Source organism: Citromicrobium bathyomarinum (genome assembly GCF_038594485.1).
GTDB classification, from domain to species: Bacteria; Pseudomonadota; Alphaproteobacteria; order Sphingomonadales; family Sphingomonadaceae; genus Alteriqipengyuania; species Alteriqipengyuania bathyomarina_A.
Map to the genome: position 1 here is coordinate 146,159 of NZ_JBCFZG010000006.1, position 16,945 is coordinate 163,103.

At 64.1% G+C, this 16,945-nt stretch carries 19 protein-coding genes and 1 tRNA gene; 6 read left to right on the top strand and 14 right to left on the bottom strand.

The genetic code is table 11. The features are described from left to right. Positions 1-60: 60 nt before the first annotated feature. The 13 genes from AAG591_RS11910 to AAG591_RS11970 all read right to left on the bottom strand — a co-directional run bounded on the left by AAG591_RS11910 (position 61) and on the right by AAG591_RS11970 (position 10,149). The gene (locus tag AAG591_RS11910; RefSeq protein WP_342531547.1) at positions 61-2,313 is read right to left on the bottom strand and encodes a S9 family peptidase; all 2,253 of its coding nucleotides are present in this window, start codon (positions 2,311-2,313) and stop codon (positions 61-63) included. A gap of 210 nt (positions 2,314-2,523) precedes the next feature. Then, positions 2,524-2,910: a 50S ribosomal protein L19 gene (rplS, locus tag AAG591_RS11915; protein WP_342531549.1), complete on the bottom strand. Its 387-nt coding sequence runs from the start codon at positions 2,908-2,910 to the stop codon at positions 2,524-2,526. Next, a complete protein-coding gene (gene trmD, locus AAG591_RS11920) occupies positions 2,907-3,767 on the bottom strand; it encodes a tRNA (guanosine(37)-N1)-methyltransferase TrmD (protein WP_342531551.1) in 861 nt (286 codons plus the stop codon). The genes rplS and trmD overlap by 4 nt, the downstream gene beginning before the upstream one ends. After that, positions 3,767-4,174: a hypothetical protein gene (locus tag AAG591_RS11925; protein ID WP_342531552.1), complete on the bottom strand. Its 408-nt coding sequence runs from the start codon at positions 4,172-4,174 to the stop codon at positions 3,767-3,769. Before AAG591_RS11925 ends, trmD begins: the two co-directional genes overlap by 1 nt. A 106-nt stretch (positions 4,175-4,280) precedes the next feature. Then, complete coding sequence (locus AAG591_RS11930; protein ID WP_342531553.1) at positions 4,281-5,096, bottom strand: TIGR04222 domain-containing membrane protein; 816 nt, start codon at positions 5,094-5,096, stop codon at positions 4,281-4,283. Between the two features lie 14 nt (positions 5,097-5,110). Beyond that, positions 5,111-5,662: a glycine-rich domain-containing protein gene (locus AAG591_RS11935; RefSeq protein ID WP_342531554.1), complete on the bottom strand. Its 552-nt coding sequence runs from the start codon at positions 5,660-5,662 to the stop codon at positions 5,111-5,113. 40 nt (positions 5,663-5,702) lie between these two features. Beyond that, entirely contained in the window at positions 5,703-6,440 is a 738-nt protein-coding gene (locus AAG591_RS11940; RefSeq protein WP_342531555.1) for a DUF5818 domain-containing protein, read from the bottom strand. A gap of 112 nt (positions 6,441-6,552) precedes the next feature. Then, on the bottom strand, positions 6,553-6,885 hold the full coding sequence (locus AAG591_RS11945; RefSeq protein ID WP_342531556.1) for a hypothetical protein: 333 nt from the start codon (positions 6,883-6,885) through the stop codon (positions 6,553-6,555). 6 nt (positions 6,886-6,891) lie between these two features. After that, complete coding sequence (gene rimM / locus AAG591_RS11950) at positions 6,892-7,416, bottom strand: ribosome maturation factor RimM (protein ID WP_342531557.1); 525 nt, start codon at positions 7,414-7,416, stop codon at positions 6,892-6,894. Between the two features lie 115 nt (positions 7,417-7,531). Continuing rightward, positions 7,532-7,999, bottom strand: coding sequence for a 30S ribosomal protein S16 (gene rpsP, locus AAG591_RS11955; protein WP_342531558.1), 468 nt, complete (start codon positions 7,997-7,999; stop codon positions 7,532-7,534). A 37-nt stretch (positions 8,000-8,036) separates the two neighbouring features. Continuing rightward, positions 8,037-9,533, bottom strand: coding sequence for a signal recognition particle protein (gene ffh / locus AAG591_RS11960; RefSeq protein WP_342531560.1), 1,497 nt, complete (start codon positions 9,531-9,533; stop codon positions 8,037-8,039). Between the two features lie 137 nt (positions 9,534-9,670). Continuing rightward, a tRNA-Ala gene (locus AAG591_RS11965) sits at positions 9,671-9,746 on the bottom strand. Between the two features lie 70 nt (positions 9,747-9,816). After that, a complete protein-coding gene (locus AAG591_RS11970) occupies positions 9,817-10,149 on the bottom strand; it encodes a TIGR02300 family protein (protein WP_342531561.1) in 333 nt (110 codons plus the stop codon). A 149-nt stretch (positions 10,150-10,298) separates the two neighbouring features. Here AAG591_RS11970 and aroA point away from each other — a divergent pair, with 149 nt between their 5' ends. The 4 genes from aroA to AAG591_RS11990 are packed head-to-tail and all read left to right on the top strand — an operon-like array spanning position 10,299 to position 13,554. Continuing rightward, positions 10,299-11,621 carry a 3-phosphoshikimate 1-carboxyvinyltransferase gene (aroA, locus tag AAG591_RS11975; RefSeq protein WP_342531562.1) on the top strand — a complete coding sequence of 441 codons (1,323 nt, stop codon included), beginning with the start codon at positions 10,299-10,301 and terminating at the stop codon, positions 11,619-11,621. 51 nt (positions 11,622-11,672) lie between these two features. Next, positions 11,673-11,927, top strand: a complete 255-nt coding sequence (locus AAG591_RS11980; RefSeq protein WP_342531563.1) for a CBU_0592 family membrane protein — start codon at positions 11,673-11,675, stop codon at positions 11,925-11,927. Further along, positions 11,924-12,928: a proline iminopeptidase-family hydrolase gene (locus tag AAG591_RS11985; RefSeq protein WP_342531564.1), complete on the top strand. Its 1,005-nt coding sequence runs from the start codon at positions 11,924-11,926 to the stop codon at positions 12,926-12,928. Before AAG591_RS11980 ends, AAG591_RS11985 begins: the two co-directional genes overlap by 4 nt. Beyond that, positions 12,925-13,554, top strand: a complete 630-nt coding sequence (locus tag AAG591_RS11990) for a (d)CMP kinase (RefSeq protein ID WP_342531565.1) — start codon at positions 12,925-12,927, stop codon at positions 13,552-13,554. Before AAG591_RS11985 ends, AAG591_RS11990 begins: the two co-directional genes overlap by 4 nt. Before the next feature lie 4 nt (positions 13,555-13,558). On the opposite strand, the gene AAG591_RS11995 is transcribed toward AAG591_RS11990, so the two are convergent. After that, complete coding sequence (locus tag AAG591_RS11995; RefSeq protein WP_342531566.1) at positions 13,559-14,278, bottom strand: EAL domain-containing protein; 720 nt, start codon at positions 14,276-14,278, stop codon at positions 13,559-13,561. 405 nt (positions 14,279-14,683) lie between these two features. On the opposite strand from AAG591_RS11995, the gene rpsA reads away from it, so the two are divergent. Together rpsA and AAG591_RS12005 are read left to right on the top strand one after the other, a co-directional pair. Further along, positions 14,684-16,387: a 30S ribosomal protein S1 gene (gene rpsA / locus AAG591_RS12000; protein WP_342531568.1), complete on the top strand. Its 1,704-nt coding sequence runs from the start codon at positions 14,684-14,686 to the stop codon at positions 16,385-16,387. Positions 16,388-16,479: 92 nt separating this feature from the next. After that, positions 16,480-16,941, top strand: coding sequence for a hypothetical protein (locus tag AAG591_RS12005; protein WP_342531570.1), 462 nt, complete (start codon positions 16,480-16,482; stop codon positions 16,939-16,941). Positions 16,942-16,945: the final 4 nt, after the last annotated feature.

Here is a 16,945-nt window from a genome sequence, read left to right on the forward strand (position 1 = left end):
GATTGCTGACATAACGAAGGCGCAGCGAAAAATGGTCCCGCTCAATTGCGCGAAACGCAATTATTCGGGCGGCGTCACCCCGTGGCTTTCGAGGAAGCGGAAGATCGTGTTCCACAGATGCGGGCTGATGTTTTCGCCCGACACGCGGTGCGTGTATCCGGGATAGAGCATCATCTCGAACGGCACGTTGCCTTCCTGAAGCGTGGCGATCAGCGCGGAGGAATTCTCGAACACCACGTTGTCGTCGGCCAGGCCGTGCACCAGCAGCAGCGGATCGGCGATGTCGGTCGCATCCGGGATCGCGCTTGCCTTCTCATAGGCTTCGGGCACCTTGCGCGGATCGCCCATGTAGCGTTCGGTGTAGTGGGTGTCGTAAAGCTCCCACTTTGTCACCGGTGCGCCCGAGATGCCCGCCGCGTAGAGCCCGGGATCGGCCTCCAGCTGCTTGAGCGTCATGTAACCGCCGTAGGACCAGCCATAGATCGCGATCTTGTCCGGATCGACGAAGTCGAGCGACTTGAGGTACTCCGCACCCTTCTTCTGGTCGCGCACTTCGACCCCGCCCATCGCGTGGTAGATCGGCTGTTCGAAAGCGACGCCGCGATTGGCAGATCCGCGATTGTCGAGCTGGAACCAGATATAGCCCTTGTCGACGACCGCCTGCGCCAAGGCGCCGGTCCACCCGTGGGTTACCGTCTGAGGGCCGGGGCCGCCGTAGTGCGAGAAGAACACCGGATAGCGCTTGCCCGGCTCCATTTCGGGCTTCAGCATCATCCAGTGCAGCTCGGTCCCGTCTTCTGCCTGAACCGTGCCGAACTCCGGCTCGACCTGGCTGGCAAGGTACGGCGCGTAGGGATGATCCGCGTCGAGTGCATTCTCCTCGACCCAGGTCAGGCGGTTGCCTGAAGCATCGGCGAGGTAGGATTGCGGTGGCTGATCCTGCCCCGAACGCCCGATCAGCAGGGTCTTGCCCTTGCCGTCCATCCCGGCGCCATTGGAATAACCGAGCTCGGTCAGCCGCTTGCGCTCACCCCCAGTCAACGGAACCGAATAGACCTGCATTTCCAGCACGTCGTCGGCATTGGCGGTGAAAAACACGCGCCCTTCTTGCTGGTCGACGCCCACCAGATCGGTGACCACGAAATCGCCGCTGGTCAGCTCGGTGGTCTCGCCCGGCGTCCCGTCCCTACCGAAGACGATGTGGTAGAGATGGCCGAAGCCGTCGCGCTCAGACCACCAGATCAGCGATCCATCGTCGAGGAAGCGGTAATTGTTCGACAGGTTGATCCACGAGTCTTTCGCGGCATGCTCGCTCAGCGCGACGCTGCTCTTGCCGGTCTTGGGGTCGACCCGCAGCAGGTCCAGCTTGGACTGATCGCGGTTCTCACGCTGGACGTAGAGCGTGCCATCGGGCGCCCAGTCGACCCTCGCGAGGTAAATGTCCGTGTTGTCGCCCAGGTCCACCTTGACCCGGCTTTGACCATCGGGGTCCATCACGTACAGCTCGACAATCGCGTTGTCGGTGCCCGCCGCGGGGTAGCGCTGGTCGAAAGTCTTGGTGCCAGTCGCACCGATCGCAGCGCGCGTGACCACGCCGACCGGGCTTTCATCGGTCCGTTGCACGGCGATGCGGCTGTCGTCGGGCGACCACCAGTAGCCGGTGAGGCGGTCCATTTCTTCCTGCGCGACGAATTCCGCCTCGCCCCAGCGGATCAGATCGCCCTCTTTCGGGGTGATCGGATGCGCATCGCCCCCGATCGGCGCGACCCACAGCTGCCGGTCGCGGACGAAGGAAACGTAGCCGCCTTCCTGGCTCAGCTTCGGGTTGAGTTCGCTTTCCTCGGTATCGGTCAGCTGGGTGACCGTTCCATCGAGCTTCGCGAGGTAGAGATCGCCATCGAGCGGGACGAGCACCCCCTTGCTGTCCGCATTCCACTGATAGGAGATGATGCCCTTGAGGTTGCCGACGCGTGCGCGCTCTCGCTGCATTTTCTCGTCTTCGGAAAGTTCGCGGCCCGAACTCAGCTTCTCGCTGTCCACCAGCATCGTCCACTCGCCGGTCTCGCGGTCGAAGCCCCACAGGTCGTAGCGGTCCTTGTCGTCTTCGCGGTTGCGCAGAAGCGTAAGATACCGGCCGTCGGGCGAAAGCTTCGCGCCGCGCGGGCTTGGTCCATTGAGGCTGGGGCTGGCGAAAACCCGTTCGAGGGAAAGGTCGGTAGCCTGGGTAGCCTGGGCAGTCATACCATCGCTCTCCTGTGCCGCGAGCGGGGTTGCAAGGGCCAGAACGGCGGCGGCAGCAAGCAGGTGGCGCATTTGCGATATCCTCTCAATCGTCATCGCGAGCGACCTGAAAGGTCGCGCGGCGATCCAGGGTCCGACCGGCCGATATGTCCGACTGTTGCGCCCTGGATTGCTTCGTCGCTTATGCTCCTCGCAACGACGATCGAAATTGGCAAGTCCACAACGAAAAAGGGCGGCCCGTCGGGACCGCCCTTTTGCAATTCGTGATCGGAAAAGACGCGCTTACGCGTTGGTCTTTTCGCCCTTCGCAGGCCGGTTGTCGCGGCGTTCGGCGATACGCGCGCTCTTACCGGTGCGGCCACGCAGGTAGTAGAGCTTCGCACGGCGCACGACACCGCGGCGAACCACGGTCAGGCTGTCGACGATCGGCGAGTAGAGCGGGAACACACGCTCCACACCTTCGCCGAAGCTCATCTTGCGAACGGTAAAGTTGGAACCCATGCCGCGGTTCGAACGCGCGATCACCACGCCTTCGAAGTTCTGGATACGCTCGCGCGTACCTTCGACGACCTTCACGCCGACGCGAACGGTGTCGCCGGGGCGGAAGTCAGGAATATCCTTGCCGAGGTTTTCAATCGCTTCGGCTTCGAGCTGCTGAATCAGGTTCATTGGTCCTGGTCCTTCGTTTCTCGCTGCGCGCCAGAGGCAGACTGGACCGGAGCACCAGTGTGACGCTCCCACAAATCCGGCCTGCGTAACCGTGTCATCTCTTCGCTGCGTTGCTTTCGCCACGCCGCGATCTTCGCATGATCCCCCGATCGCAGCACTTCGGGGATCGTGCGCCCTTCCCATTCCTGAGGTCGGGTGTAGTGCGGGTATTCCAGAAGTCCGTCCTCGAACGACTCCTCGGTCCCGCTTGAAGCCGCGCCCATTACTCCCGGAAGCAGCCGAATGCAAGCGTCGAGTATGGCAATTGCAGCGGTTTCTCCGCCCGACAGGACGATGTCTGCAAGGCTGACTTCCTCGATCTCTGGCCGCGCCTCGAAGAGACGCTCGTCGAACCCCTCGAACCGGCCGCACAGGATGGTCACGCCTGGCCCTTCCGCGATCTCGCGAATGCGCGCCTGCGTGATCGGCTTCCCGCGCGGGGTCATCGCGAGGACGGGGATCGGCCTACTCTCCCCCTCCCCTTCAGGGGAGGAGGTCGGGGGGAGGGGCAGAGGATCGCACTGGAGGGGCTCGCCCGGGGAAAGCCCCCCTCCCAACCCTCCCCCCTGAAGGAGGGAGGGCTTTTGCGTGACGCTATCCAGGGCCGCCGCCAGCACATCGCACTTGAGCACCATGCCCGCCCCGCCCCCGGCAGGCGTATCGTCAACCGTACGATGCTTGTCGGTCGCAAAGTCGCGGATCTGCACGGTGTCGAGCGACCATGCGCCTTCGCGCAGCGCACGCCCGGCAAGGCTGACGCCCAGCGGGCCGGGAAACATCTCTGGGTAGAGGGTCAGGACGGTGGCAGCGAAGGTCATTAAGGATTGTCACTAAACCGGGAGCGCAAATTATTCGATTTCGATTTTCGTTCCATTATTGCAACGACAATCGCAGAAGCTACTATGACACATGGGACCAAGATTTCATCACCTGTGATATAGATCGCATCATCCAGACCAGCACTCAACGAACCATCATAATTTGATCGATTAGCGAGGCGTATTAAATACAGGGCAGTTATTGGCGACAAAACCGCCAATACTACCCTAACCTTTCCAGGCAACTTGCATGCAAAGTGGGAAATAAGTGCGTGGACGATCATCGCCACAATGACGCCCATTGCAACGAGGACAATATAGGCAGGCACGGGATCGTAGAAAAGCGATCTGTCATCCACGAACCCGAATTCTGTTTGGGAAACGCTCGCCAGCGTAAGCCAGTTCAAGGTTGACCGCCTATGGAAAGAGAGATGCCGTGATGATCCGCCCCGGCCATCTGTAGCTTTGACGCATCGCGCTGCGAGTAGCAGGCAGAACGGGCTCCGCGCGTAATCACCCCCCGCAACCACCGCAGCCACCGCCGCCGCAGCCCGATCCGCCATCGCCTCCGGCGTGGCTGGAATCGCCGACGCCGCCGCTGCGCATCGCATGGAGCGGATCGAACGGCGTGCCCGCAAGCACGGCAGTGCCGAAGATTGCGACGCCGAGCGCCATCTCGTCGCGGGTCGGCGCGCGCTTTAGCCCAAGGTGGTCCTGCCGCGCGTCGCGCATCGCCCGGTCGCCCTCGCGCGTGCGGCGGATGCCCGCCAGCAACCGCCATACAATCACGACCAGCCCGACGGCGATCAAGACACCTAGCACACCGACCGGCTCGCCCAGCGCCTTGCCCTCGTCGAAGCGATAGAGCCCGAACAGGATAATCACGACCATCGGGACGATCGACAGCAGCCGCGCCTTCAGCACCTTGCCCGATCCGGTCAGCAGCCCGGCCATGCGCAGCGCGTCACGTTCTTCCTCGTACCCGCTGTCGATCGCGCGCACGAAGGTCTTCCAGCCGAAGGTATCGCCAAGCGAGAGCAGCCGCGTTTCCGCCCCGCCCCTCGGCAAATCGCGGTTGCGGACATGGAAGGTCTTGCCCTCCAGCTCGAGATGTCCGGAGGCCAGCAGCCCGGCCATTACCGCTTCGGCATAACGCTCCTTCCCGCTCGCCAGCGCGGCGTATTGGCCAACGGTCTGCGGCACACCCGGTTCGCCGGTGGGACGCAGGATCATCGGGACGACCACCGTCATCAGCCAGCCGAAAACGATCATCGCCGAATAGATGACAAGGAATTGCCCTGCGTCGTATTCCGACAAGCCGAGATTCATTGCGCGTCCCCCACTCAGGTGATCGCCAGCGCGACCAGTCCCAGCATCAGTATCGCGATTGCCAAGGCCAAACCATAGGCAAGCCCACGCGGCACGATAAGCACATCTGCCGGATTGACTCGAGCGTTCAGGGGATCGACCACGAAACGCCGCCGCGCGCCGGGCCATATATCGAGCGGTGCGGGCTCGCCGAAATGCGCTTCGTAGCTCGCAAGCGTCTGCGCATATTGATCGTAATAGCGCGTGCGCTCCGCCGTGCCCCCGGCCGTCGGCCCGTGGTGCAGCGGCATGAGCAGGATCTGCGGGCAGAACCGGTCCCAATAGTCGCGGCTATAGGTCAGGTGCAGGTGCCACGCCTGGTCGACCGCGTCGGACGGGGTGGCCTCGTGCCCTGCTTCGCACGCCAGCCAGCAGAAGCGTTTGTATTCGGAGAGGACGCGCGCGGCATATTCTCCGCTCCAGCGGTTCTCGCGTGCGAGGCGCTGGGCGAAGGTGAACGCGGCGCCGGGCGGGCCGATCTCGTAATCGGCCAGCCGCTGCCAGAGGTCTGTCTGCTCCGCGTCCATCGCCTTCGACTATCGGGCAGTCGGGGCTGGCAGGCCAGCCTCAATCGGCGCACTTTACGAAGACCACGCCGTCGCCTTCGATCCGGTGACCGGCGAGCGTAACAATGTTCGCTCCCGCTGCGGGCATTACTGCCAGACCATCGGGCCCGCGCGTCTCGATCGGCAGAGGGGGGATACCCTCGTCCCATTGCAGCGCAGGTGTATCGCCGACGTCGACATAGCCCGTTGCAGGTACACCATTGATGCGGGTTTCGATGATGCTGCCGCCGTTGCGATTGCGCGTAACCGCGAAATCGGGCCGGGTACAATCCGCCTTCAGCCCCTTGGCCACCCAGTTTCCCTGTACATATGCGCTCGTCACCGCGAGGCCACCCGCGCGGGCCGGATCGCGATCGCGCGCGGGCGGATCCTTGGCTTCGATCCGTTGCGGGACCAGCGTCCCCCTGCCCTGCTGGCAGAAGCTGGCATCGGCGACTTCTCCGGTGATCTGCACATAGTCGCCCGGTCCGAAATCTGCCTCGCCGACATTGAACGACCAGGTATCTCCATCGGGCGTCTTGAGCGTCAGGCATTCGACACCTTGTGCGACGCGACCTTCGACAGTCACCATGCTCGGCTCACCAGACGGGCGCGTACCCGTTGCCGGGGTCTCCTCCACATCACCGGGCGTCGCTATGATATCGTCGCCGCTCTGGTCGGCATCGTCCGAAGGTGCCGCGCAGGCGAGCAGAAGCAGCGGCGCGCAGAGCAGGCTCGTCGTGTTTCTGAATGTCGTCATGCCCTGTCAGTGCGCGAGGCGGGCGCGATGTTCCGAAAGTCTGGGACGGACCGCGCGCCGCTCTTCGGCAAGCTTCGTCAACGGACGCCGCCGCCGCGGCAAGGCTTCGCAATCAGTCGAACACCGTCCTGGAAACCGGATCCCGCCCCGCTGTGCGCTTCTTGGAGAAGAAATAGGCCGCCGGGAAGCACACCACTGCCGCAATGAACAGCGCACCGATGATGAGCCCGGCCACCGGTACTATAGCTTCCGATGTAAAGCCCAGTTCGCTCAGAATGGTAATGATCGGCAGCGACATCGGCAGGAATGCCGCGATCAGTGCCGCCCAGACTGCCCGGCTCCTCCAGGATCTGTTCGGCGCCATGACGTCTAGCAAGAACGCGATGCCGATCGTCAATGCGAGGGCAAACGCAAGAGATACGATCAGACCGACGATAGCGAACATGCGCTATTAGTCAGCGAATTCTGGCGCGATCACAAGCCGGTTTTCATCCCACTCGGGCACGGCGGTGGGGATCAGCGGGACCATCAGGGTCTTCATGCCCTTTTCGGGCGCGGGCTCACGCTCGATCTCGACGATGTCGGTTGCGCCGAAATTGGCCACCTCGACGACCCTGCCGATTGCCGTCCCGTCGGTCGTGACGACCGGCAGCCCGATCAGGTCCGCGTGGTAGAACTCGTCATCCCCGAGCGGAGGCAGCGCATCGCGCGGCACGGTCAAGAGCGTGCCACGCAAGCCTTCTGCTGCGGTGCGATCGGGCACCTCGGCAAATCGCGCGATGGCACCGCCCTTGTTGTCGGAGCGGATTTTGGTGGGGGTCAGCGTGCCCCCGCCCTCTGCGGCGTTAAAGGTCTTGTGCGCTTTCAGCGCCTCGACCCCGTCGCCCAAAAGCTTAAGGCGAACCTCGCCCGCCACCCCATGCGCACCGGTAACGGCGGCAAGGGTGATGGGTTCGTCCAAGGCCTTGCCAGTCATGATCCGCTCACCCTGAGCCTGTCGAAGGGCCGTTCTTCCCTTCTGACGCCGTCCAAAGGAAGAAATGACGGTGCTTCGAGAAGCTCAGCACGAGCGGATCTGACCATATGAGAGCTTAGCCTTCGGCCTTTTCTTCGCCAGCGTCTTCGGCGGGCGCTTCGGCAGCAGCTTCTTCAGCCGGTGCTTCTTCGGTCTTCTCTTCCTCGGCCGGAGCTTCCTGGGCGGCCTTCAGCGCTTCGGCGGCTTCGGCTTCCTTGGCGGCCTTTTCTTCGGCGCGTTCCTTGGCCTTTTCGCCCGGCTCGGCCTTGTTCGGGTTGTTACGCGCAGCACGCTCGCGGATGCCGGCGGCGTCGAGGAAGCGGGCGACACGGTCGCTCGGCTGCGCGCCGACGCCGAGCCAGTACTTGGCGCGGTCTTCGTTCAGCTGGACGCGCTTCTCGTCATCCTTGGCGAGCAGCGGGTTGTAGGTGCCGATCTGCTCGAGATAGCGTCCGTCACGCGGATAGCGCGAGTCGGCGGCAACGATGCGGTAATAGGGGCGCTTCTTGGCGCCGCCACGGGAAAGTCGGAGTGCAATAGCCATTTCGGTTCGTCCTTGGTCTAAATCTAAGTCGGTTTGGTTATTTCTTTGGAAGTAATTTCTGCAGGTCGGGCGGCAGCTTGCTCATGTCGACATCGCCCATGCCCTGACCGTCCAATCCGGGCAGCGCACCCTTGCCGCCGCCCATGCCGGGAAGGCCGCCAGCCATTCCTCCTAGGCCGCCGCCGCCGCCGAGCATCGCGGCGAGGCCCTTCATCCCGCCCATCTTCTTGATCTGCTTCATCGCGCGGGACATTTCCTGGTGCATCTTGAGCACCTTGTTGACGTCCTGCACCTGCGTGCCGCTGCCCGCCGCGACGCGCTTCTTGCGCTTGGCGTTGAGCAGTGCGGGATTGGCCCGTTCCTTGGCCGTCATGGAGCCCATGATCGCATCCATGTGGACCAGCACCTTGTCGTCCATGCCGCTGGCCTGCATCGCAGCCTTGGCCTTCTTCATGCCGGGCATCATGCCTGCAAGCATGCCAAGGCCACCCATCTTCTGCATCTGCTGCAACTGCATGCGCAGGTCGTTCAAGTCGAACTGGCCCTTGGCCATCCGCTTGGCGAGTGCCTCGGCCTCTTCGACCTTGATCGTCTCGGCGGCCTTTTCGACCAGCGAAACGACATCGCCCATCCCCAGGATGCGTTCGGCAACGCGGCGCGGGTGAAAGGCTTCGAGCGCGTCGAGCTTTTCGCCGACGCCCGCGAACTTGATCGGCTTGCCGGTGACCGCGCGCATCGAAAGCGCCGCACCGCCGCGCGCATCGCCGTCCATCCGGGTAAGGATCACGCCGGTCAGTGGGACTTCGTCGCTGAAGCTCTGCGCGACATTGACCGCGTCCTGACCGGTCAGGCTGTCGACCACCAGCAGCACTTCGGTCGGCGTCGCCACCGAAGCGACCGCCTTCATCTCGGCCATCAGCGCTTCGTCGACATGCAGGCGGCCTGCGGTATCGAGCAGCACGACATCGACATTGCGCAGCTTCGCCGATTCGAGCGCGCGGCGCGCGATGTCGACCGGCTGCTGGCCTTCGATGATCGGCAACGTATCGACCTGCGCCTGCTCGCCGAGCACCGCCAGCTGCTCCTGCGCAGCGGGGCGATTGACGTCGAGCGAGGCCATCATGGCCTTCTTGCCGTGCTTCTCGCGGATCAGCTTGGCGAGCTTGGCTGTGCTTGTCGTCTTACCCGAGCCCTGTAGGCCGACCATCATGATGACGACCGGCGGCTTGGCTTCGAGGGTCAGCGGAACGTGGCCGTCTTCACCATCGCCGCCGCCGAGCATCGCGACCAGCTCGTCGTTGACGATCTTGACGACCTGCTGGCCGGGGGTGACCGACTTGAGAACCGCCTCGCCAACGGCCTTTTCGGTGACCTTCTCGATGAAGTCGCGCGCAACGGGCAGCGCCACGTCGGCCTCGAGCAGCGCAATTCGCACCTCGCGCATCACATCGCGCACGTCCTGTTCGCGCAGCGCACCGCGCCCGCGCAGGCGGTCGAAGGTATTGCCAAGGCGATCCGACAGTGCGTCGAACATCTACTCGATCACTCCATTTCCGGCGAAGAACCGGAATAAACGCGAAAAACGCCGGCGGACGAAACCTCGTCGGCCAGCGTCGGGGCGGTGCCCCTTCTGAAACTCAATCCGGATAGTAACACTATCCTTGAAACCGGTGGTGGAGCCTAGCGGGATCGAACCGCTGACCTCTACAATGCCATTGTAGCGCTCTCCCAGCTGAGCTAAGGCCCCGTGCCGGTTATGGGAGGCGCCGTTTAGAAAGCACGGCGCCCCTTTGCAAGCGGAATATCGCTGCCTTCGATCAGGTGTCGTCCTTGTCGTCGTCGTCACCCTTCGACTTGGCAACGCCAAGGTCGTCGTCACCGCCAAGATCGACCTCGTTATCGGGCGAATCATCGTCGTCATCGACGTCGATATCTTCCAGATCGTCATCGGCCAGATCGCTATCGGCCTCGTCGTCCTTCTTCTTTTTCTCTTCCTCGAAGGGAATCGGCTGCTTCGACTTGAGCACCGGCTCCGGCGTCCAGGTGTTCTCACACTCGATGCAGGTCACCGGGTCTTCGTTGCCCAGATCGTAGAAACGCGTGCCGCATTTGGGACAGGTACGCTTGGTGCCCCATTCGGGTTTGACCATGGTCGGATAGTTCCTTGTTGCGGGCGCTGCCGTGTTCGCTCGCGCCTCTTTTGAATTTCGCTTGGGATGACTTGGGGGTCGCGCCGCCCCGAATCAAGAATGGCGCGCGCCTTGCCATGCACCAATGCCGGTGTCAAAGCCGCCCGCGCATGAATGCCACCGCCACCCCGCATCGCTTCGCCCCCACCGCCCCCCTGCGCGGCACGATTGCCGTGCCCGGCGACAAGTCGATCAGCCACCGTTCGCTGCTCCTCGGTGCCTGCGCCGTGGGTGAGACACACATCACCGGATTGCTCGAAGGCGAGGACGTTCTGGCGACCGCCGCCGCGATGCGCGCGATGGGAGCGGACGTCGAGCGCCTCGGCGACGGCGAGTGGCGCGTAAACGGCGTGGGCGTTGGCGGGCTGCTGCAACCCGGATCCGCCATCGACTGCGGCAACAGCGGCACCTCGGCACGCCTCCTGATGGGCCTGGTCGCCAGCCACGGGATCACCACCAGCTTCACCGGCGATGCAAGCCTGTCGAAACGCCCGATGGGCCGCGTGATCGAGCCGCTTTCGCTGATGGGCGCGAGCTTCACCGCAAGCCCCGGCGGGCGATTTCCCCTGATGCTGGAGGGCGCGCACCCGGCGGTGCCGATCACCTATCGCCTGCCGGTCGCAAGCGCGCAGGTGAAAAGCGCGGTATTGCTGGCGGGCCTGAACACCCCGGGCATCACCACCGTGATCGAGCCCGTGCCGACACGCGACCATAGCGAACGGATGCTACGCGGCTTCGGCGCGCAACTGGAGGTCGCCGAAGAAGACGGCGCGCGGGTCATCCGCCTGACCGGCCAGACCGACCTGCGACCGCAGGACATCACCGTGCCCGGCGATCCCTCCTCCGCCGCATTCTTCATGGTCGCCGCCACGCTGGTCGAGGGGAGCGACCTGACGATCCGCAATGTCGGCATGAACCCGACCCGCGCCGGCCTGGTCGGCGTGCTGCGCGCGATGGGCGCGAATATCGAGGAGGTCGATGTGCGCGAAGTCGGCGGCGAGCCGGTCGCGGACCTGCGCGTGCGCCATGCGCCGCTCAAGGGGATCGAAGTCGACCCCGCACTCGCCCCAAGCATGATCGACGAATTCCCCGTGCTGTTCGTGGCCGCTGCTTTGGCACAGGGCACCACGGTCACGCGCGGGCTGGAAGAGCTGCGGGTCAAGGAAAGCGACCGCCTCGCCACCATGGCCGCCGCGCTGGAAGCCATCGGCGCGCGGGTGGAGGAGTGCGAGGACGGGCTGACGATCCACGGGACCGGCGGCGAGCCGCTGCCCGGTGGCGGCCCGGTCGCGACCCACCTCGACCACCGCATCGCGATGAGCATGGCAGTCGCCGGCCTCGTCAGCCGTGAAGGTGTGGACGTCGACGACACCTCCCCAATCGCGACCAGCTTCCCCAATTTCATGGCGCTGCTCGACGGGGCGACGCGATGATTGCGATACCCCCAATCTCCCTCTCCCCGGGCGGGGGAGGATAAGGTGACAATGGACATTTATTCGCTCGTCGGCTTCGTTGGCATGGCCTGCATTATCGGGGCCTACGCCTACCTGACCTTCAGCAAGGCACCGAACCCCTTCATCCTCCACGGCACCAATCTGGCGGGCGCGGCGCTGCTGACCGTCAGCCTGCTGGTCCACACCAACCTGCCCAGCCTCGTGCTCGAAGGCTTCTGGGCGGCAATCGCCCTGTGGGGCATCGCCAAGGCGATCCGCGAAAGGAAAGGCGCGCAACAGCCATGATCAGAACCCTCCTCGCGGCCGCCGCGCTCGCCCTGTCGGGCTGCGCCACGATACCTCCGGCCGAGACTGCACCTGCCGCAATTCCAGCCGTCGCGGTGGAAGCTTATGCCGCGCCCGACCGGGAGCTGATGGTGCCCGTCGAAGGCGGCAACGTGTACGTGCGCGTCAACGGCGATCTCGACGCCGCGCCGCCGGTGGTGTTCCTCCACGGCGGCCCCGGCGGCACGCATAACGGCCTCGCCTCCATGCTCGGGCTGGCAGACGAGCGCGCGGTGATCCTCTACGACCAGCTCGACAGCGGGAAGTCCGACCGCCCCAATGATCCCGCGAACTGGCGGGTCGAGCGGTTCGTCGACGAACTGGAAACGATCCGCCAAACGCTCGGCATCGAACGCTGGCACGTGGTCGGCCACAGCTGGGGATCGGCGATCGCGCTGGAATACGCCGCGATATACCCGCAGCATGTCGCCTCGACCGTTCTTGGCGGGACCTACATCAACACCGAACGCTGGATCGCCGACGCCAATCTCCTGCTCGAGGAACTGCCCCAGGATGTCCAGCAGACCATCGCGGCGTGCGAAACCGCCACCCCGCCTTCCGAAGAGCAATGCTCGAGGGCCACCAGCGCCTTCTACGCGCAGTTCAACCGCCGCGAACCGGCAAGCGAGGCGGCGCGCGCCTACTCCCGCGAGATCGGCGGCCGGGGCTTCAATCCGGTGATCTACAACGAAATGTGGGGGCCGAGCGAGTTCCGCTCCAAGGGATCGCTGAAGACCTACGACGCCGTCCCGCTGCTCGCCAGGATCGACGGTTCGCGCACGCTGTTCCTGATCGGCCAGTACGACGAGGCCCGGATCGATACGGTAGAGGATTATGTGCGGATGACGCCGGGCGCCGAATTCGGCGTGGTTCCGGGTGCCGCGCACGGCTTCCTGACCGACCGCCCGATGGAAAGCGAGGCGATCCTGCGCGCGTGGCTGGCAAGGCACGACGCGCCATGATCATTGCCGTCGACGGCCCCACCGCCAGCGGCAAGGGCACGATCGCCAGCGCGATCGCCGCGCATTTCGGCCTGCCGCATCTCGACACCGGCCTGCTTTACCGCGCGGTCGGGAGGCAGGTGCAGCTGGCGGGCGCCGACCCGGACAATTCAGGCGATGCGCTGGCAGCGGCGGACTTTCCGGACAGCCTGCTATCCGACCCGGAACTGCGCAGCGAAGCGATCGGGGGCCTTGCCAGCCGCGTCTCGATCCATCCCGAAGTGCGCGCAGCCTTGCTCGAGCGCCAGCGCGCCTTCGCACGGCAGGAAAGCGGCGCGGTGCTCGACGGGCGCGATATCGGCACGGTGATCTGCCCCGATGCGGAGGTGAAGCTGTTCGTGACCGCCTCGCTCGACGCGCGAACGGATCGGCGCTTTGCCGAAATGCAGGCGCAAGGGCGCGATATCACCCGGGCGGAGGTACGCGAGCAGATCGAACGCCGCGACGAGCGGGACATGAACCGCAAGGACGCTCCCCTGAAGCCTGCCAGCGACGCCTTCGTTCTCGATACGACGGCGCTGGACAAGACCGCGTCCATTACCGCTGCGATCGAAGTGGTCGAAAATGCGCGAGGGGGCCCGCGCTAGGCGATCAGGCCACGGCGCGCGCGGACCCGATCTCTATCGGCAGGTCCACTGTGGGGATCGTGCGGAATCCCGGCTTGGCGAAGAGATAGCCCTGGCAATAGCGAATGCCGAGGAGCCGGAGCGTATGCCACTCGTCGATCGTCTCGATCCCTTCGGCAATCACCGTGATGCCGAGCCGCTGGGAAGTGCGCGCGATGCCCTCCACAATGATACGACGCGGTCCAGAGCTATCGATCCCGCGGATGAGCTCCATGTCGAGCTTGATGTAGTCGGTCTGAATCCTCGCCAGCAGCCCGAGACCGGAATGGCCCGCACCGAAATCGTCGATCGCCGTGCTGAAACCCATGCTCCTGTAGGTTTCGACGATTTTGCGGACATGGTCGGTGTCGTCTATCCGCTCGTTCTCGGTGAGTTCGAACATCAGGCGATCCGTGGGAAAATTGCATTCCCGTGCCGTCTTCAGCGTGAGCTGGATACAGGCCAGCGGTGAATAGACCGCGTTCGGCAGGAAATTGATCGAAAGCCTGGCGTCGGTGTCGAGGATACCGGCCTCCACCGCGCCCTTGATCGCAGCGACCCGGCATTGCTGGTCGAAGGCGTAGCGGGTTCGCTCGTCCACCTGCGACAGCACCCACTGCGCACTCTCCCCGTTCTCGCCGCGTACCAGCGCTTCGTAGGCGAAGGCAGCCCCTGTCTCGCAATCCACGATCGGCTGGAATGCCATCGCGATAGAAAAGGTGTGTTCGGGTGCCTGGCACCCGCTGCATCCGCCCCGTGAAGGCTTAGGTTCTTCGATCATCGAACCTTAGTGACTGAAAACAGATAAGAAACTGTAACGATCCGCGACGGGTTCATGGCGGCCAACGCGAACAGCCATGGGAAACCGGGTCGAGCGGCACCCTGCGGCCACCCAATACGCGCTTTTGCTTGCATTTTCGGGGGATCGCGCGTACCTGCCCGCCGTTCTCGCGATCTATTGGATTCGACGAACCTGCGCGGTGGCATTCGGCCTCGCGCGGAACACGGCCCTCTTGCCCCGTACGGCCCGCGCAATGGTGTGCAGGCAGACGGGTAAAGACCCCGGACAACCGGTGGCCGGTAGCAAATGTGAACTAGGAACCAGTACCCTATGGCAACTGCAGCCAACCCGACGCGCGACGATTTCGAAGCGCTTCTCAACGAACAACTCGGCGATGCCGATGATGGCGGTTTCGAAGGCCGCGTCGTCAAGGGCACCGTCACGGCCATCGAAAACGGCATGGCGCTGATCGATGTCGGCCTGAAGAGCGAAGGCCGCGTGGACCTGCGCGAATTCATGCGCAACGACGACGAGCATGGCCTCGAAGTCGGTAGCGAAGTCGAAGTCTTCGTCGACCGCGTCGAAAATGCCGATGGCGAAGCGATGCTCAGCCGCGACCGCGCCCGCCGCGAAGCCGCGTGGGATCGCCTCGAAAGCGAATTCGGCGAAGGCAAGCGCGTCGAAGGCCGCATCTTCGGCCGCGTGAAGGGTGGCTTCACCGTCGACCTCGACGGCGCCGTGGCCTTCCTGCCCGGCAGCCAGGTCGACATCCGCCCCGTGCGCGACGTCACCCCGCTGATGGACCAGCCGCAGCCCTTCCAGATCCTCAAGATGGATCGCCGCCGCGGCAACATCGTGGTTTCGCGCCGCGCCGTGCTTGAAGAAACGCGCGCCGAACAGCGCAGCGAACTGATCAACGATCTGGCCGAAGGCCAGGTTGTCGACGGTGTGGTCAAGAACATCACCGATTACGGCGCCTTCGTGGATCTGGGCGGCATCGACGGCCTGCTCCACGTCACCGACATGAGCTACAAGCGGGTCAACCACCCCAGCGAAGTGATCGAAATCGGCCAGACCGTGACCGTGCAGATCATCCGCATCAATGCCGAAACGCAGCGCATCAGCCTGGGCATGAAGCAGCTCGAAAGCGATCCGTGGGATGGCGTTGCCGCCAAGTACCCGGTCGGCATGAAGCTGACGGGCCAGGTGACCAACATCACCGAATACGGCGCCTTCGTCGAAGTCGAGCCGGGCATCGAAGGCCTGGTCCACGTTTCGGAAATGAGCTGGACCAAGAAGAACGTCCACCCGGGCAAGATCGTTTCGACCTCGCAGGAAGTCGAAGTCATGGTGCTGGAAGTCGATTCCGAAAAGCGCCGCATCTCGCTCGGCCTCAAGCAGGCCCAGCGCAACCCGTGGGAAGAGTTCGCCGAGAAGCACCCGGTGGGCAGCGAAGTCGAAGGCGAAGTCAAGAACGCGACCGAATTCGGCCTGTTCATCGGCCTCGATGGCGATGTGGACGGCATGGTCCACATGTCCGACATCGCGTGGGGCATCTCGGGCGAAGACGCGCTGGCGCTTCACCGCAAGGGTGAAGAGGTCAAGGCGATCGTTCTCGACGTCGATGTCGACAAGGAACGCATCAGCCTGGGCATGAAGCAGCTCGAAAAGGGTGCGCCGACCGAAGCCGCTGCCGGTGGTTCGCTGCGTCGCGGCGAAACCGTCACCGTCACCGTTCTCGAAGTCCGCGATGGCGGCCTCGAAGTGCAGGTTGGCGACGACGGCGCGACCGGCTTCATCAAGCGTTCGGACCTCGGCCGCGACCGCGACGAGCAGCGTCCGGATCGCTTCCAGGCGGGCCAGAAGATCGACGCAATGGTCACCGGATTCGACCGCAGCAAGAAGCCGACCTTCTCGATCAAGGCATACCAGATCGCCGAAGAGAAGCAGGCCGTGCAGCAGTACGGTTCGGCCGACTCGGGCGCGTCGCTCGGCGACATCCTGGGCGAAGCGCTCAAGAAGAACGAAGACTAAGCCAGCAGCGCTTAGTGCGTCATTGGAAAGGCCCGCTTGCCACACGGCAGGCGGGCCTTTTCGTATCCGCTCGATACGCCTAGGCTGCGGCTATGCGAAACATCACACATTGCGCAGGCATCGCCCTGCTAGCCGCCACCGCCATGCTGGGTGGCTGTAACGACGCTGCTACCAATGCCGGGGCGGACGAAGCGGAGGCGACCCCTGCGCCCGCAGAAGCAACGCGCAGCCCGGTAAAGCTGGTCGGCGAATACAAGGCCTTTCTCTACGGGCCGGACCACACCGATCCTTCGGGCAACCGGCTGACCGAAGCGTGGCAGGTGCTGCGCGAGGACCGCGCCAATTTCCACGCGCGCGGCGTGAAGCAGGATGCCGACGAGACCGATCCGCTGTTCGGCGATGCTGCCAATCGCGACAAGATCGAAGAGATGGTCGCCAACGGCAACCTGACCGATGGGATGGCGAAGAAGATCGTCGACCGCGATGTGCTGGTCCGCGTGCAACTCTACGAACGCGACGGAGAGCCCGCGCGGCTCGACGCGACCATCTACTGATCGC

Coding starts and splice junctions, on each gene's coding strand:
- AAG591_RS11910 (WP_342531547.1), bottom strand. CDS start 2,313: ATGCGCCACCTGCTTGCTGCCGCCGCCGTTCTGGCCCTTGCAACCCCG.
- rplS (WP_342531549.1), bottom strand. CDS start 2,910: ATGAACCTGATTCAGCAGCTCGAAGCCGAAGCGATTGAAAACCTCGGC.
- trmD (WP_342531551.1), bottom strand. CDS start 3,767: ATGACCTTCGCTGCCACCGTCCTGACCCTCTACCCAGAGATGTTTCCC.
- AAG591_RS11930 (WP_342531553.1), bottom strand. CDS start 5,096: ATGAATCTCGGCTTGTCGGAATACGACGCAGGGCAATTCCTTGTCATC.
- AAG591_RS11935 (WP_342531554.1), bottom strand. CDS start 5,662: ATGGACGCGGAGCAGACAGACCTCTGGCAGCGGCTGGCCGATTACGAG.
- AAG591_RS11940 (WP_342531555.1), bottom strand. CDS start 6,440: ATGACGACATTCAGAAACACGACGAGCCTGCTCTGCGCGCCGCTGCTT.
- AAG591_RS11945 (WP_342531556.1), bottom strand. CDS start 6,885: ATGTTCGCTATCGTCGGTCTGATCGTATCTCTTGCGTTTGCCCTCGCA.
- rimM (WP_342531557.1), bottom strand. CDS start 7,416: ATGACTGGCAAGGCCTTGGACGAACCCATCACCCTTGCCGCCGTTACC.
- rpsP (WP_342531558.1), bottom strand. CDS start 7,999: ATGGCTATTGCACTCCGACTTTCCCGTGGCGGCGCCAAGAAGCGCCCC.
- ffh (WP_342531560.1), bottom strand. CDS start 9,533: ATGTTCGACGCACTGTCGGATCGCCTTGGCAATACCTTCGACCGCCTG.
- AAG591_RS11970 (WP_342531561.1), bottom strand. CDS start 10,149: ATGGTCAAACCCGAATGGGGCACCAAGCGTACCTGTCCCAAATGCGGC.
- aroA (WP_342531562.1), top strand. CDS start 10,299: ATGAATGCCACCGCCACCCCGCATCGCTTCGCCCCCACCGCCCCCCTG.
- AAG591_RS11980 (WP_342531563.1), top strand. CDS start 11,673: ATGGACATTTATTCGCTCGTCGGCTTCGTTGGCATGGCCTGCATTATC.
- AAG591_RS11985 (WP_342531564.1), top strand. CDS start 11,924: ATGATCAGAACCCTCCTCGCGGCCGCCGCGCTCGCCCTGTCGGGCTGC.
- AAG591_RS11990 (WP_342531565.1), top strand. CDS start 12,925: ATGATCATTGCCGTCGACGGCCCCACCGCCAGCGGCAAGGGCACGATC.
- AAG591_RS11995 (WP_342531566.1), bottom strand. CDS start 14,278: ATGGCATTCCAGCCGATCGTGGATTGCGAGACAGGGGCTGCCTTCGCC.
- rpsA (WP_342531568.1), top strand. CDS start 14,684: ATGGCAACTGCAGCCAACCCGACGCGCGACGATTTCGAAGCGCTTCTC.
- AAG591_RS12005 (WP_342531570.1), top strand. CDS start 16,480: ATGCGAAACATCACACATTGCGCAGGCATCGCCCTGCTAGCCGCCACC.